The sequence below is a fragment of the Pradoshia sp. Z5_111 genome (assembly GCF_058267535.1).
Map to the genome: position 1 here is coordinate 30311 of NZ_JBZCPQ010000011.1, position 16476 is coordinate 46786.

General features: G+C 37.8%; 9 protein-coding genes. 4 read left to right on the plus strand and 5 right to left on the minus strand.

Going from position 1 to position 16476, the window contains the following annotated elements:
• Positions 1–13: 13 nt before the first annotated feature.
• Positions 14–1246 (minus strand): arginine deiminase, encoded by a 1233-nt coding sequence (gene arcA / locus AC4D4A_RS16875; protein ID WP_490996943.1) that lies wholly within the window; start codon positions 1244–1246, stop codon positions 14–16.
• 416 nt (positions 1247–1662) lie between these two features.
• On the opposite strand from arcA, the gene AC4D4A_RS16880 reads away from it, so the two are divergent.
• Positions 1663–3042, plus strand: coding sequence for a peptide MFS transporter (locus AC4D4A_RS16880; RefSeq protein WP_077247996.1), 1380 nt, complete (start codon positions 1663–1665; stop codon positions 3040–3042).
• Positions 3043–3235: 193 nt separating this feature from the next.
• Here the strand turns inward: AC4D4A_RS16880 and AC4D4A_RS16885 are convergent, their stop codons facing one another.
• Positions 3236–8014, minus strand: coding sequence for a S8 family peptidase (locus tag AC4D4A_RS16885; protein ID WP_490996944.1), 4779 nt, complete (start codon positions 8012–8014; stop codon positions 3236–3238).
• Between the two features lie 570 nt (positions 8015–8584).
• Between AC4D4A_RS16885 and efeO the strand changes: the two genes are divergently transcribed.
• The 3 genes from efeO to AC4D4A_RS16900 are packed head-to-tail and all read left to right on the plus strand — an operon-like array spanning position 8585 to position 12431.
• A complete protein-coding gene (gene efeO / locus AC4D4A_RS16890) occupies positions 8585–9469 on the plus strand; it encodes an iron uptake system protein EfeO (RefSeq protein WP_490996945.1) in 885 nt (294 codons plus the stop codon).
• Positions 9470–9496: 27 nt separating this feature from the next.
• Positions 9497–10729: an iron uptake transporter deferrochelatase/peroxidase subunit gene (gene efeB, locus AC4D4A_RS16895; RefSeq protein WP_490996979.1), complete on the plus strand. Its 1233-nt coding sequence runs from the start codon at positions 9497–9499 to the stop codon at positions 10727–10729.
• Positions 10704–12431: an FTR1 family iron permease gene (locus AC4D4A_RS16900; RefSeq protein WP_490996946.1), complete on the plus strand. Its 1728-nt coding sequence runs from the start codon at positions 10704–10706 to the stop codon at positions 12429–12431. The genes efeB and AC4D4A_RS16900 overlap by 26 nt, the downstream gene beginning before the upstream one ends.
• Before the next feature lie 82 nt (positions 12432–12513).
• Here AC4D4A_RS16900 and yhbH read toward each other — a convergent pair whose 3' ends face one another.
• From yhbH to AC4D4A_RS16915, 3 genes are all read right to left on the minus strand, one after another.
• Positions 12514–13677, minus strand: coding sequence for a sporulation protein YhbH (yhbH, locus tag AC4D4A_RS16905; protein ID WP_490996947.1), 1164 nt, complete (start codon positions 13675–13677; stop codon positions 12514–12516).
• Positions 13678–14202: 525 nt separating this feature from the next.
• A complete protein-coding gene (locus AC4D4A_RS16910; protein WP_490996948.1) occupies positions 14203–14397 on the minus strand; it encodes a hypothetical protein in 195 nt (64 codons plus the stop codon).
• Positions 14398–14558: 161 nt separating this feature from the next.
• Positions 14559–16454, minus strand: coding sequence for a PrkA family serine protein kinase (locus AC4D4A_RS16915; protein WP_066102762.1), 1896 nt, complete (start codon positions 16452–16454; stop codon positions 14559–14561).
• Positions 16455–16476 lie beyond the last annotated feature (22 nt).

Genomic DNA, 16476 nt, shown 5'->3' on the forward strand with positions numbered 1-16476 from the left:
ATCTGTTTTTTTGTTAGGTTCGTATAAGGGGCATACTCATACAACGAGGACCTCCCCTGCCACGTGACAGCTCTGAACTTGGGATTTCGATAACTTCCACTCCAAAATCTTGAAGTAGCTTATTTGTTACTTGATTGCGATCATACGTAATTACAACTCCCGGCGCTATTGCCAGTGTATTGGATCCATCATTCCATTGTTCTCTCGGTGAAACGATATCATCTCCCCCACCACATGGAATTAAGGCCAGTTCCGATAAGTTCAATACTTCCTTCAAGGTATCTACTAAATTATATCTTCTTGATATTTGGATACCAGACTCATTTACCAGCTCCAAAATGAAGATATTCATCTGCCCATTTGTCCCTTCAATTTCCGGATGAATAGTGAACTTATCATAATCAACCATAGTAAACACTGTATCTAAATGCATAAATGCACGCTTTTTTGGAATCTCAACAGCCAGTACTTTTTTATAGGTCATAGAATTACTAAGCAGATTAAAGGCCATCCTTTCAATTGCCCGTGCTGATGTGCGCTCACTTACACCAATGGCCACAACCTCATCACTTAATACTAGAATGTCCCCTCCTTCAATTGCAAAAGGCTCGGAACGATCGGACCAGTGTTTATAATCCTGACTTTGATAATCAGGATGATGTTTCATAATAAATTCCCAAAATAGAGATTCCCTTTTCCTGGCCGCTGTAGACATTTTATGAATGGTCATTCCATCCCCTATGATTGCTGCAGGGTCTCTTGTAAAGTACAGATTTGGAAGGGGATCAATATAAAAAGGATAATAGGTTGATAGAAAATCATCCAGATGAACTTTTTTACGATCATCCAGTTCTTTTTTTAATACACCCTCCATTAATTTTCTGACTAACTCTGTATCTGTTAAGGATTCAAGGTATTCTTTAACCATTTCATAGCTTCCAACAAGATGATGTTTACTTTCGCGTAAAAAAGTATCTATTAACTGCAACTTGATTTCTGGAGAAGTAAATGACTCTTTAACCAAACTTTCCAAATAGATGACCTCAACATTTCGTTTTTCCAGCTCAGTTGCAAATTGATCATGCTCCAATTGCATCCTGGGAAGGAAGGGAATATCATCAAATAGCAATCTCTCCATATTTGAAGGAATTACATGCTCAATTTCTTTACCGGGCCTATGTAATAGTACTTTTTTAAGTTGGCCTATTTCAGATGAAATATGTAATTTGTTTTCTGTTTTAAACACTCCACCAATCCCCTTTGAAATACCATATTATATTTTATCTAGATATTTCCCCTTTTATAGGAAAACGTAATCCTATTACACCAAATTATTTATATCACACATCCATTTCCCTAATAATACTTTATTTGTAAATTTATTTCCAATAGTTTTATTTTCCCGAATCCGATTAAACACTTTTTTAGTATAGTTATTTATGTTAATATAGATTTACAAACCAATGTATTTATATACAAAAAAGTTATTCTCATATTCATATCTTCAGCTTACTATGTGTAAAAACATTATTTAAAAATTAATAATTATTGAATATTTATGAATCTTTTTACTTCGCTAAAGCGTTAAAAAACTATTGTTATTTAGTTAAAATTTTTTTAAAATAATGTTTATGCGAAATGAAATAAGGAGAGGAAATAAAGATGTCAGTTAACACTCAAGCTCAGGAGCTTGGCAAGAAAAAGCATCCTCCTGGATTATATCTTTTATTCCTAACAGAAATGTGGGAAAGATTTAGTTATTACGGCATGCGTGCCATTTTAATCCTCTATTTAACTACTGAATTAGTCAGTGGCGGATTAGGGATTGATAATAAAACAGCTCTCAGTATCTATGGATTCTACACTGGTGCTGTTTACTTCACGCCGCTTGTCGGTGGATGGTTAGCAGACCGCTATTTAGGTCACCGTCTGTCCATCACGATTGGTGGGGTCTTGATGGCTTTAGGTAATATCGCGTTGTTCGCCCATCAAAGCCAAACATTCTTATACATTGGCTTAGCTCTATTAATCGCTGGTAATGGTTTCTTCAAACCAAATATTTCCACATTACTTGGCCAATTATATGAAGGCAATGAATCTCGCCGTGACGCAGGTTATACAATTTTCTATATGGGTATAAATGTTGGTGCTTTCTTTGCTCCATTAGTCATCGGTTTTGTTTCGGAAGACTTATTTACTAAGACAATTGACGGTGTTATGACCTATGGCTACAAATATGGTTTCTTAATTTCAGCAATTGGTATGATCATTGGTCAATTACTATTTAACTTATTGGCTAACAAATATTTAGGTGATGCTGGTAAACGCCCAGCAGTTTCTGCAACAAAAGAATCTAAAGAAAAATCCAATGCTCCATTAACACGCAGTGAGAAACAACGTACATGGGTAATCATTATCATTACTTGCTTTGTTGTTTTCTTCTGGGCTGGTTTTGAACAAGCTGGAAGTTCGTTAACTCTATATACAAAAGACTTTGTAGATCGTGAAGTATTCGGTTGGACAGTGCCAGTATCCTGGTTCCAATCACTTAACCCATTATTCATCGTACTCTTGGCACCAATTGTATCTGCATTATGGGTTAAACTTGCAAGTTCCAAACGTGGTGACATCCCAGTTCCAACTAAAATGGCAATGGGTATGATTACGCTAGGTTTAGGTTATATCGTATTGTTATTTGCAATTTTCAAAACAGGTAATGATGCTGCAAGCATTCAACAAAAAGCAAGTATCATGTTCATCGTGGTAACATACTTCCTTCATACAATGGGTGAATTGTTCTTATCTCCAGTAGGACTTTCCCTTGTAAGTAGAATTGCTCCAGTTAAATTAGCATCCTTGCTAATGGGTGTATGGTTAGCTTCTTCTGGTGTCGCTAACATTATTGCTGGACAATTAGCTGCTGTAACACAATCACTTGGATATTTTGAAGTATTCGCCCTTATCGGCGGTGTAGCAATTTTCTTCGGTCTAATTCTTTTAGCACTATCCAAGAAACTTGTTGCAATGATGGAAATAAAATAATGAACTTATAAAAAAGACTGACGCAAGGCACGAGATTTTTCATCTGCCATAACGTCAGTCTTTTTTATTATATCAAACCTATACTCTCCATCTCTTTTTTAAAGAAACTTCTCTTTACATGAAATTCAGCCTTTTATTTCAAACAAAAATGTTAAAACTGACCTAAGATCAATCGCTTCCTTCAATATACTCTTTATGAACGTTTATTATGAAAAGGTTTTTTGTTTGTGCTTATTTTGAATTGTCCACCCTGTTTTACTTTTAGCACGATGCCTTCATCGGTCACAATGTGAGGAACCACTTCAATTCCTTTTCGTCCTTCACGTAAAATGACTATTTTCTCAAGAGGAGCGGAAAGCTCTTCTTTAGGCAGACTAATGAATACATAGTTCGAGAAGTGAATGCTCTTACCATTTGTAGAAGCTCCAAAGATCAGTCGGTTTTTTTTCAATGAAAGACTCATTGTTAAAGTATTTGCATATTTTTCTTTAAACTCACTTGTATCAACCTGAATCTTTACACCGGTATTTGTGACTAATGTTACCTTTCCCACATCCGATGCCTTGATTGTATTCAACTGCTCTTCTGTAAAAGTAAACGAGAAACCATTTTTCTTCTTAGTCATAGTGGCTGTTAAATCTTCACTTGACCAGTTCCCGTTTGGTTTAGTGGTTGGAGGATATTTTTTCTTTGTAACCTTAAATAATCCCTCCTTCTCACTTGATGTTATTGGTCCCATGGGGCTTGCTGCCATCGCTAATTCGGCTCGATATCTGCCTGCATTCAATGATAATGGTAAGTCTTCAACAGATTGATAGAAATCCAGATTGGATTGTTCCACTACTATTTCACCTTTTTTATTATATATACGCAGTAATGGTTTTACACTTTCCGAACTGGCTTCAGTTACACCACTATGAGTTATCTGGTATTTCCCACTGTCTGTTGTCCCCACTTTTTCGACGATTTGCCCATTCGCCAAACGTTCATACACAATCTCCTGATTTTCCGCGATGCTATAATCAGACGTCTTATTCACAATTACCGAACTAATGGTATTTCCATATTCATCTTGAATGGATGTATCGGCAGATAAAGGTTCACCTTGCTTCAGTTTGTTATCCTTTAAAGCAATGGAAGCCTTGAATTGGCCGCCTACCTTCCAGTTTACCTTTTCATCAGCGCTGAATGTTTGTGTACCTTTATATAAGAAGTAATTCCAGATATAATCAGTTGATTCTGGATCTCCATAACCAAGCTGTACCTGCAAGTCCATTTCCATATCAGCTGGCACATAGAATTTATGGCCAACTCGCAATGTTTTTGTAAATGCCGAGCTATATTGATTGTATGGATACAATATAGCTCCACGAACATCTTTGAAGTCTTCAGTATTTGCATCGATTTTAATTTCCGCTAATTCTTCCGTATTGAAGATAACTTGATTTTCATCGTCAGCTTTGATTTCTACATCGTTTTCTAAGAAATAATAGTTTGATTTTTCACCATCCGCATTTGGCAGGGTAACATAGCTGCCTTCGATGACAAATGAACCTGGCTCTAAGTAAACCGCTTCTTTTTTGTAACTTTGCAAGTTATTTGCTGTCGGATATACGGTTACGCCATTGACTTCAACAGGCTTTTTGATCATCCAAAGCTTCGAAGAAACATTATCCAGTTTTTCACTGCCCTCCATTGCAGAGATGGAGACTTTTTGCATATTGTCAGGGATGGTTATCGGATCAGAAAGTTCCTCAAGATCAGTAAATTGACGGAACAAATACGCAAACTCACCAGTCGATGTTGTGTACCGGATGATTGCTACGTTTCCATTTTCCTCTTCACTCAATTCAAGATTTGAAGGAACAGATAATACCTTCGTTGTAGAATCTGAATTTCGTCCAAATGACTGTACCCATTGATATTCGCCATGTTCGTCTTTTTCCACTCGATTGATTGTCACATACGTTGCTTTATTTTGATTTTGAGCATCTTTTAATGTTACATTGACACCAGAATCTTGCAAATCGATGGTCATCGCCTTTTTCAAACCACCCTGTGCAAGCGGGCTTGAATCCAATGCTAATGATAGCTCATACTTTCCGTTTGTAACTGTTGAGCTGGTTGGTACCCAGAATGAATAGAAATAATAATTACGGTTAGCTGGATTCGTAGGGTTTTTCGCATTGCTATTCAGCATGATCTTGCCATCTGAAACCCTCTTCACCTGATATTCAGGATATATGTCACCAAAGTTTATCGCAGCTACGGTATTTTCCTCATCCATAACGACCGTTTCACCAGTTTCAACATTCTTCTTATACAATGCGTTTGTCGGATCTACCGAACCACGGTACATCCCAACTAACATGTTTCCGTATTCATCAGAGAATACTTGCTTTGTATAAATCGCACCATCCAATTTATAAGCCGTATACGGGCTTGTACGCTCAATATATGTCAATCCGCGTTGGACATAATAACGTTTTAATGACTCTTGATCTGGAAGGAATTCACTGATTTCAAGCGATCCACCAGCTTTAATCGATGTTTTTTTGCCTTTTTTAACAACAGCGGTTTGGTCATCATTCGCAAGAACATAAATCCAATTATCACCGCCATTAGGATCCTTGACTTCCGCATCGATAATATAATCGTATTCATCAGCTGTTACGAAAAATCTTTGGCCTGTTAATACTTCAGATGTACCAAAAATTTCAGACACATCTTTGTTATCCAGGTAAAGCACTGCGTTAACAAGCTTTCCGTCTGAATTATCGATAGCGATTTCCCCAGATTCACGACTATCAAAGACCAATGACGATGTTTTACTTGTGATGGAAGCATCAGAGTTTGTCAAAAAGTATGTGTCTCCTTCTTGTTTATAATAAGAGTAAAGACTGTATGCTCCTTTATCCAAATACACAACCGGGGACTTTGTTGCATCTTCTTCATTAATCGCTGTATTGGCTATAATATCCAATCCATCTTCATCTTTCATCTTAATGAAGTATTGTGCCTCTTCAACATTTTCACCATTTGCACCAAGAGTTTTCAATGATACCGCTTGCGTGTTTTCACTAGCCAACTCCACTGTGCCGCTGCTGTTTACTTCACGTGAATACATGAACCATACATTGCCTTCTTCGGAATCAAATTTTCCTTGAACGACAACTGTCAGTTTTTTTAAATCTGTACCGACATGACTTGGTACACGAACAACTCCCTCAGAGTCTGTTGCGCCGGACCAAAGTGATGAATAAGAATACTCGCCATCCTTTGCTTTCTCTTTTTCGTACAACTGAACGGCCGCACCTTTCGCAGCAGTATCATTCGGTGTTTTCACACTGAACATATAGCCAGATTGCGCTTCGTTAAGAACCTTTACAGAACGCTCAGCTTGAGTAATCTTATTTCCATTCGTATCGTACGTAATAGCAATGATTTTATGTTCACCATCGGAAACCTGCGTTGTATCCCATTCTACAGAAACAGTAGTGGAGGCTTTACTCTCGCCTATGCCAATTAAGTTGGTTTCATCCGTTGTATCGATATAAAACCTTGTAGTTACAACCTCTGTTACATTATTTAATTCTGCTTGAATAGCTGTTTTACCAATAACAGTTGCATTCGCTTTTGGCAAAGTAAAGGATAAGGGAGAGATCGTTACATCATCAGATAAAGCAGCTAATGCATCGACTTTTCCATAGCCAGTTTTTTCATCAAACCCATCCGTATTCATATCAACAGCTGTCGTTGTTAATGCTTCTTCTACTGCCGTTACATTCGCTTCTGGATTTTTCAATTTATATAGTGCTGCTACCGCTGCTACATGCGGTGCTGCATAAGATGTGCCGGTACCTGTTTTGTAATAGCCATTTTCATTGCCTAAATCCCCTGAAGTCGAAGTACTCAAAACACTTACACCAGGAGCCACAAGATCCAGTGTACTACCATAGTTAGAACCCGCATACACTTGGTCTTTGGCGGCAATGGCACCAACTGAGATAACATTCGGCAATGCTGCAGGATACGAAGCATCTGCATTTCCGCCTCCGTTTCCTGAAGCAGCAACCACAACAATTCCCGCTTCATGTGCTTGCTGTATAGCTTTATCAACCGATTCGCTATATTCTCCACTAAAACTTAAGTTGATGACGTCTACTTTTTTCTCTATTGCATACTGAATCCCTCTCGCAATATTATAAGCATCACCTATACCTGATTTGCTCATGACTTTAACCGGTAATATTTTAACATTGTTGTTGCCTGCTGCCCCAGCAATCCCCTTCTCATTATTGGCCTTTGCTGCAACAATTCCGGAAACAAAGGTTCCATGGCCATTATCGTCCCCTGCGAATGTTTCTTCATATCCATCAACGAAAGTGGCAGCTTCTTCCGACACACGGCCTTCCAAGTCTTCATGAGAGCTTTGGACACCTGTATCCAAGACAGCCACTACTACGTCATCTCTATCTGTGTTCTCTACTGCTTCCCAAGCTTTTGGAGCATTGATTGCTTCTAAGTTCCACTGACTGTCAAAGTATGTATCATTAACTGTACCCTCAATTGAATAAATAGTGTTTTTTTCAACAAATTCCACATTATCCATTTCTTCTAGCTTTTCGATCGAAGTTTCAACATTTTCTTCTGACACTTTATAAAGAGCCATTTCATCCGTAGTCTCTACCACTTCTCCACCCAATTGTTCAACTTTCTCCACGGATTTGGCAGAACTTTTTTCATCTTTATATTTCACGATTATTTGTTCTTCACTAGCTTTCCCACCATAAGATACATTCGTTGCTGTATTCCCCTCTGATTCTATCAATTGGCCATTGTTGGCAGTGCCGATAGCAGGCACCTCAACTTGGGTCTTTTGCACTGTTTTAGCTGAAACTGTCCCAAGCGGCATAGCAAATGTGAACGCCACTGTAGCTGCTGTTAATCCTTTGAATAACTTTTTCCCCATCTTTAAACTCCTCTTTTCGTGTAAATAGATCTTAAGTCACAAAATTTTGGGTATTTTCAGAAAATTTTTCTTGAAACTAGATATCTTCCTCCTTTTACCTCTTCGGTCTTACTCCCTAACTTTCCTAATCAACCTGATGACATGTACATCACTCAATACATAAATAACCATATATCAGTCATTTGCGGTTTAAATATTAGCAATACTGAGAATCATTGTCAATGATAATGATTCTCATTTCGATAATTTTCTAATATATTTTTTATTGACGTTTGTCGAAAATATTTATGACATGTATAAAGTCCTATTTTTAAACTTTGAATTGACAATTGATAATGATTATCAATATCATATAGTTTGTGTACTAGCAGATAATGACAATCATCCTTATTCTCCTACTTATTTATCACATTTAATTTTTGAATAGAAAAAAAGTATTATTAATAACTCGGTCTAATCAATCTAATATGTATATCAATTATTCATTACTTCAAAAATTGGCTGGGTAGGACACTAAGAAGGATTTTATTATCTCTACAATAACAATTTCTAGAGAGAAGGTTACAAATTATGAAATTTAAGTCTATAAAATTCAATATGATATCAGCAGCTGTTTTATCAGCCTCCCTACTATTAGCTGGATGCGGTACAGAAGAAGATACAACTTCCCCTGCCACACCGGCAGACCAAACAACATCGACTAAAACAACTGTTGCCGACTTGAAAACCGAAACGGATACTTATAAAACATTCGCTTTGGAACAAATGGATTCTTTTCTAGTCGAGACTGAAAAATTTGTTACTACGTTCCTGGAAGGAGATATCGAAACGGCGAAAGCATTATATCCTGAAGCGCGCATGTTCTTTGAACGCTCTGAGCCAATTGCGGAAAGCTTCGGTGACTTAGATCCACGCATTGATGGCCGTCTGGCTGATATCCAGGAAGAAGGCAAAGGCGAAGAAGAATGGACTGGCTACCATAAACTTGAGTATGCATTATGGATTGAAAACACAACTAAGGGTTATGAAGAAGTCGCGAATCAATTATTAGCTGATACAAAGGAATTGCATGCATTAGTACAAACAGTCGAAGTAGAACCCGATTTAATGATCACTGGTGCTGTTGATTTATTGAACGAAGTATCCACCTCAAAAATTACAGGTGAAGAAGAAATTTACTCACATACTGACCTTTATGACTTTAAAGCTAATATCGAAGGAGCAGAAAAAATCTTTGAGATTTTACATGCTAAAATCGAAGAAAAAGATAAAGCCTTAGTCGCTACACTGGAAGAAAAATTCGCTAAACTCAATGATTTATTAACAAAATACGAAACGACGGATGGCGGCTATGTATCATACGATGAATTGACGAAGGAAGATACAAACGTATTAGCCACAGCCGTTAATGAACTGGGTGAACCATTAAGCCAAATGGGAATCATTTTAGAATAAGGGTGATAATCGTTGTCTACTAACAAAATGACAAGACGCGAGATGTTGAAATTGACCGGCATCGGAGCAACAGGAATGGTTATCGGTGCAAGCGGATTGACTTCCACGGTGAAGGCTTTAGGCTATGAGTTGCAGCCCTCCTTTGATGATAACCAGTCTGCAGAAAACAAAATCGCATTTTATGGACGTCATCAATCCGGCATCACAAGCCCTTTGCAAAGCCATATATACTTTGCCGCATTGGACGTTTTAGTAGATTCAAGTGAGGAATTGTGCCAATTATTTAAATTGTGGACACCCCTTACCGTACGGCTAATGAATGGGGAGCAGATGGTCGAGCCATCCACTAACGGTCACATCCCTCCCACTGATACTGGTGAAGCGATGGGAATCGATGCTTCTAATTTAACCATAACGTTTGGGGTTGGTCCCTCTCTCTTTGAAAATAAAAAACTAAATATTCACAGCTTAAAACCGAAAGAATTTATAGATTTGCCACATTTCCCAAAAGATCAATTAGATGAAGAATACAAAGGCGGGGATATTTGCATACAAGCATGTGCAGATGATCCTCAAATAGCCTTTCACGCCGTACGGAATTTAGTTCGTGCGGCAAATGGAAAGGTCAAAATCAAATGGTCCCAAGCTGGTTTTAATGCCATACCTCGCGATGGTGGCACACCACGCAACTTATTTGCATTTAAAGATGGTACTGTTAATCCTGCCACAAACAGTGAATATAATGATTCAGTATGGATTCAATCCGGTGAATCGAAAAATTGGCTGGTAAATGGAACCTATTTGGTTTATCGTCGCATTCAAATGCATTTAGAAACATGGGACCGGACCAGCTTACATCAGCAGGAAGCAACATTTGGCCGCTATCGTGACAGCGGAGCGGCATTCGGTAAGAAAGATGAATTTGACGATTTTAATGAATTGGAGAAAGATGCAAACGGCAACTACTTCGTTCCGGAAACATCCCATGTCCATCTTGCCCGATTAGCGAAGCACAAGATTCTCCGCCGTTCTTTTTCCTATTCTTCAGGCATTATGCCAAACACCGGGGCTTATGATGCTGGCTTGCTATTTATCTCGTTCCAAAAACATCCGCAACAGTTTATAGACATTCAAAATAGTTTAGGCCGTAGCGATAAATTAAATGAATATATTACACATCGAGGCAGCGCCATTTTTGCCTGCTTCCCTGGTGTTGAAAAAGGGAGTTTTTTAGGTGAAGCGCTTTTTACAAATTTGTAGTTTTCTAGTTTGTATGCTTGTAGCCTTGCCAGCTTCAGCTGCTACATCCTACAGCTCTTTTTACATATCAATTAGTGATGCATTAATTAATGCAAAACAAGGAAATGACGAGCAAACCCAAGTAGCTATCAATAAGTTTGCAGACGATTGGGCATCGGTGACTTCCGAAGAGAAGGAAACAAAAAGTGCTGTTGATGATGCGCTAAACGCGGTACTTGAATCTTCTACACAAGAAGAACGAGTCAAGGCAATCATGCAGCTATCAACAGCTCTTTCCCAATTAGAGAAACTTGAAAATCCAGTTGATGAGGAAGCTGAACGGAAAGAATTTGAAACGAAGTATATACCTTATATGAGGCATTTTGAAGAAGCATTAGCTACAGACGATTATGAAAAGATTCTACAGGCATACAATGTTCTTAATAGCAAATGGAATCAATATGAACAGCCTGTACGTGCTCAAAGTATAGGTATGTATGGACAAATTGAAACACAGTTAGCTTTTATTCGCATCACATTGGCAAGCGAAGACCCAGACTTACCCCTTGCAGCAAGTCAATATGCAGCGTTTAAAGCGTCCATTAAACAATTTTTGGCAGGTGAAGATATTGCTGTTGAAGAAGGAAGTTACTCACTCCAAACGTTAATTAATCATATTGATGATGCCTTGCAGGCTATTGATATGGAAAAGTTTGACGAGGCCAGTGATGCTTTGACAGAATTCATTATTGTTTGGCCGAACATTGAAATGGAGGTTTCTACCCGCAACAGTTCCTTATATACAAACTTGGAAAGTGATTTACCAATTCTGGTCAGTGAATTAACGAAAGATACTATAGATGCAGATTCGATCACTAACCAATTATCTAATTTCAAAACAGAAATCCAATTATTGCAGGAAGATAGCGATTATACTTTTTGGGATTCTGCATTGATCTTATTGCGTGAAGGTTTGGAAGCACTTCTTATTATTATGGTACTCGTATCATTCCTGAAGAAATCGAATCAGGAGCACATGGCTCGATGGATTTATATGGGTGCTCTTTTAGGGGTCCTTGTATCTGCAGTAGCCGCTGTGGCATTATCGTTCATCTTTAATTCATTGACCGTTAATACGAGCCGCGAAATCTTGGAGGGCTATGTCGGACTAATTGCCGCTGCCATGATGATTGGGGTCGGGGGATGGCTTCATAACAAATCTAATGTTGCATCCTGGAACTCTTATTTATCGAAGCAAATGGGACAAGCCATCTCAAAACAATCTATGTTTGCCATGGCTACTGTATCGTTTTTATCTGTTTTCCGTGAAGGAGCGGAAACTATTATTTTTTACGTGGGTATTGCCCCCAACATGCCGATGTTTGATTTTATCCTCGGTATTATCATTGCATTAGTCATTCTGGCTCTTGTTGCCTTTATATTATTCAAAATGAGTGTACGGATTCAAGTACATAAATTTTTCTTTGTAGCCACCATTTTCATCTATGTATTAGCATTTAAGATCATCGGTTCAAGTATTCATACATTACAACTCACCAATATATTGCCGACGACCGTCATTCACCAATTACCCGTGGTCAATCAAATTGGTTTTTATCCAACAGTTGAAACTATGACCGGTCAACTCATTTTGATCCTTATTTATGTGACAATAGCAATTTATAATAAAACAAAAAATAGTAATACCAAGAAGTCCAGTTAAATCAGAAGACGCTAGAGGATAAATACCCTAGCGTCTTTATACTAAGCAATTTAATTATTTACTCCTTAAAGAGAAACATACTTTAATGAATCATACTCTCTGGTTTAAAGAATGACTGCAAAGCATGAAAGACATCTGCCTTTTGCTTCAATATATAGTGTTGAAACTTTTCATCTTTAATATTTTTATATGCGGACATTAATGTGGAATTACGATTGTATTGATTAACTTCACCATACCCAAACATATTAGATACTTCCATCAACTCTTCCACAAGTTTTATGCAACGAGGATTATCTGAAGTTAAGTTATCACCATCTGAAAAATGAAAAGGATAAATATTATAGCGTTCCATCGGATACTTCTGTTCAATTATTTCTAATGCTTTCCGATAGGCTGATGAACAAATCGTCCCACCGCTTTCACCTTTAGAAAAGAAATCCTCTTCGTCTACCACCTTTGCTTCTGTATGATGAGCAATAAACTCGATGTCAACTGTTTCATATTTCGTTCTCAAGAAACGTGTCATCCAAAAGAAAAAGCTACGTGCCATATATTTTTCCCAAAGTCCCATACTTCCAGAAGTATCCATCATAGCCAAAACGACTGCTTTAGATTCTGGCTTCACAACTGAATTCCATGTTTTAAATTTAAGATCATCCTGATAAATAGGTGTAAATCCAGGATTGCCACCCAGTGCATTTCTTTTAAATGCACTAATCATCGTTCGCTTCTTATCCACATTTCCCATTAAACCTGTTTTACGAATATCATTGAATTCGTAATGCTCAATGGTATGATCTCCCTGTTCCTTTTCTTTTAAGTTCGGTAATTCCAATTGTGCAAATAAGGCTTCCTCTATTTCCAATAAAGAAACTTCAGACTCAACATAATCCTCTCCTGCCTGATCTCCAGCTTCTCCTCCTTTTCCTGGCGCCTTTTGTCCACTTCCATCTCTTGCTACTACATCTCCAACCTGGGAATCTCCATCTCCCTGACCAACATGCTTGTTTTTATCATAATTATAACGAATCTTATATTCATCAAGAGAGCGTATCGGGATTTTTACAACATTCTTTCCGTTGGACATAATAATGCTTTCCTCTGTTATTAGATCAGGTAGATTATTACGTATCGCTTCCTGTACTTTCTCCTGATGTCTTTGCTGATCATCAAAACCTTTTCGATGGAGGGCCCAATCTTCCTTTGAAATGGCGAACTGATGGCTATTGTTCTTATCCGACATCGTTTTTTCCCCTCCTATAACACATTTATCATAATACTCTAGATGTTAAATAGTCTTTTTTTAGAATTTAATGTTTGATTACTCTATCCTATGCGTAAACTACGATTTATTGCCAAAATATTCTTAAAATAAGACAAAGTTTTGCTTATCCCTTGTCATTTGAATTATAGAATCTATAACCAACTTATTACTTGAAAATAGTTTAGGATAAGTATTAATAAAAGTAATATAGATTATGAGATTAAGGTTCAGATAAAACCATTGAGAGGAGTTTGATAAAAGGGAATGTACGATTTGGTGGAGAATTGCTAAATATAGATTTTAGAAGCTGAACGTAGAGAGCAACTTTTCTTGAAAAATTGACCAGGTCTCCAGACTCATTTCACCTTTATGTACTGATTCAACGATTTGGTATTAGGCAATATATCTAATCAAAAGAAAAAACGCTTAGAGATCCCCTTATTGTCAAACAGAACATACAATGGGAGATACTATTTACCAAGCGTTTTGTTAAACTACTATTGTTTATTTATTTTCTGCCTCTTCTTCCTCATGTTGAACAGGATCAGGCTGCTTATTATATTCTTTCGATAATTCTTTATTTGTTCTTAGGTGCTCCATCTGTTTTCCAAGGTTCTTCATTTCTTCAAGATCCGGTGCCATTGAGCCATTTTCAGCTAGACTTTCAGCGATTGTATCTGCCTTTGCGTCTTTTTTCATTTTTATCACCTCATAAGACCTTTTCCCATCCTCTTGGTTCAATAAACATTATTTCCCAATTAAAAGCGATGGAAAATCCTTAGACTGAACAATCTTCCACCCGTTTAACGTTATTTCCGACCAATACCTCGACATGTAAGATAGCTCTCCTTCGTTAATACTTATCTATTCAACAAGCTGCCTACATACCGCAGAAGCTCATTTGCTGAGGTAGAATTATATCCATGTTCATCTATTAATCTGGCAACTACCTCGTTTACCTTCTTCAATTGACTTTCATCTGGAGTTTTAGAGGAGGTTGTAATTTTAACGACATCCTTCAAGTCAGCGAACAGCTTCTTCTGTATTGCTTCCCTTAAACGGTCATGAGAATTATAATCGAACCGTTTTCCTTTACGGGCATATGCCGAAATTCGAATTAAGATTTCTTCCCTAAATGCTTTCTTAGCATTCTCGGAAATTCCGATTTGTTCTTCAATAGATCGCATTAATTTTTCATCAGGATTGATTTCCTCACCTGTTAGGACATCACGAAGTTTTGACTTATTGCAGAATGCCTCCACATTATCCAAATAATTATTCATCAACGTTTTGGCTGATTCCTCATAGGAATAAACGAATGCCTTCTGTACTTCCTTCTTCGCAATATCATCATATTCTTTTCGGGCAAGTGAGATATAATTCATATACCGTTCTTTCAACTCGGCTGTAATGGAAGCATGCTGATCCAACCCTTCTTTCAGGGAACGCAATACATCCAGTGCATTAATGGAAGGTGTTTCTTTCCTAATAATAGTTGAAGATATTCGGTTAATGACATAACGTGGATCGATGCCGCCCATCCCTTCATCCGAATGCTCCTTCTTCAATTCTTCTACATCTGCAGAATTAAAACCTTCCACGTTTTCTCCATCATATAGCCTCATTTTCTTAACAAGATCAATATCACCTTTTTTTGGATCTTTTAATCTGCTAAGAGTAGTAAACATGGCTGCAACCCTTAAAGTATGCGGAGCAATATGAACATTTGATACATCACTGTCATGAATCATTTTTTCATAGATTTTTTCTTCCTCGGATACTTTCAAGTTGTAAGGGACTGGCATTACGATAATCCTGGAATGCAGGGCTTCATTCTTTTTATTGGAAATAAAGGAGCGATATTCTGTTTCATTCGTGTGCGCTATAATTAATTCATCGGCACTAATCAACGCAAATCGGCCAGCTTTAAAATTACCCTCCTGAGTCAAAGAAAGCAGGTGCCACAGGAATTTTTCATCACACTTCAGCATCTCCTGGAATTCCATCATCCCGCGGTTCGCTTTGTTTAATTCACCATCAAATCGATAGGCGCGCGGATCGGACTCTGACCCATACGTAGCAATCGTAGAAAAGTCGATGCTTCCAGTTAAATCTGCAATGTCCTGTGATTTCGGATCAGATGGACTAAATGTCCCTACTCCAATCCGCTTATCTTCTGAGAGGAATATCCTTTCTACTAGCATATCTTCAATACGGCCACCATATTCCTGTTCCAACCTCATCAAATTTAGAGGTGAAAGATTACCTTCAATCCTGATTCCATACTCCTCAAAGAAATCATTACGTAAATGTGCCGGTATTAAATGCAATGGATCTTCATGCATCGGGCAACCCTTTATCGCATAAATCGCTCCCCGATCCGTCCGTGAATATCGTTCTAATCCGCGTTTCAAAAGCGTTACTAAGGTCGATTTACCACCACTCACAGGTCCCATTAGTAGCAAAATACGTTTTCGCACATCTAATCGTTTAGCAGCTGGATGAAAATATTCCTCTACAAGGCGCTCAAGTGACTCCTCGAGGCCAAATAATTCATCTTTAAAAAAGCTGTATTTTTTCTTCCCATCAACAATTTCAACACCTGCATCCTTAATCATGTTGTAAACCCTGGAATGAGCTGATTGAGCTACTAAGGGTGTTTTCTTTAATAATTGCAAATAATCACCGAATGTCCCTTCCCACTTCAGCTTTTCCTCTTCTTCTCTAAATTGTTCTATTTTTTTAATGATATCCATTCAGTATTAATCCTCCCCTAGC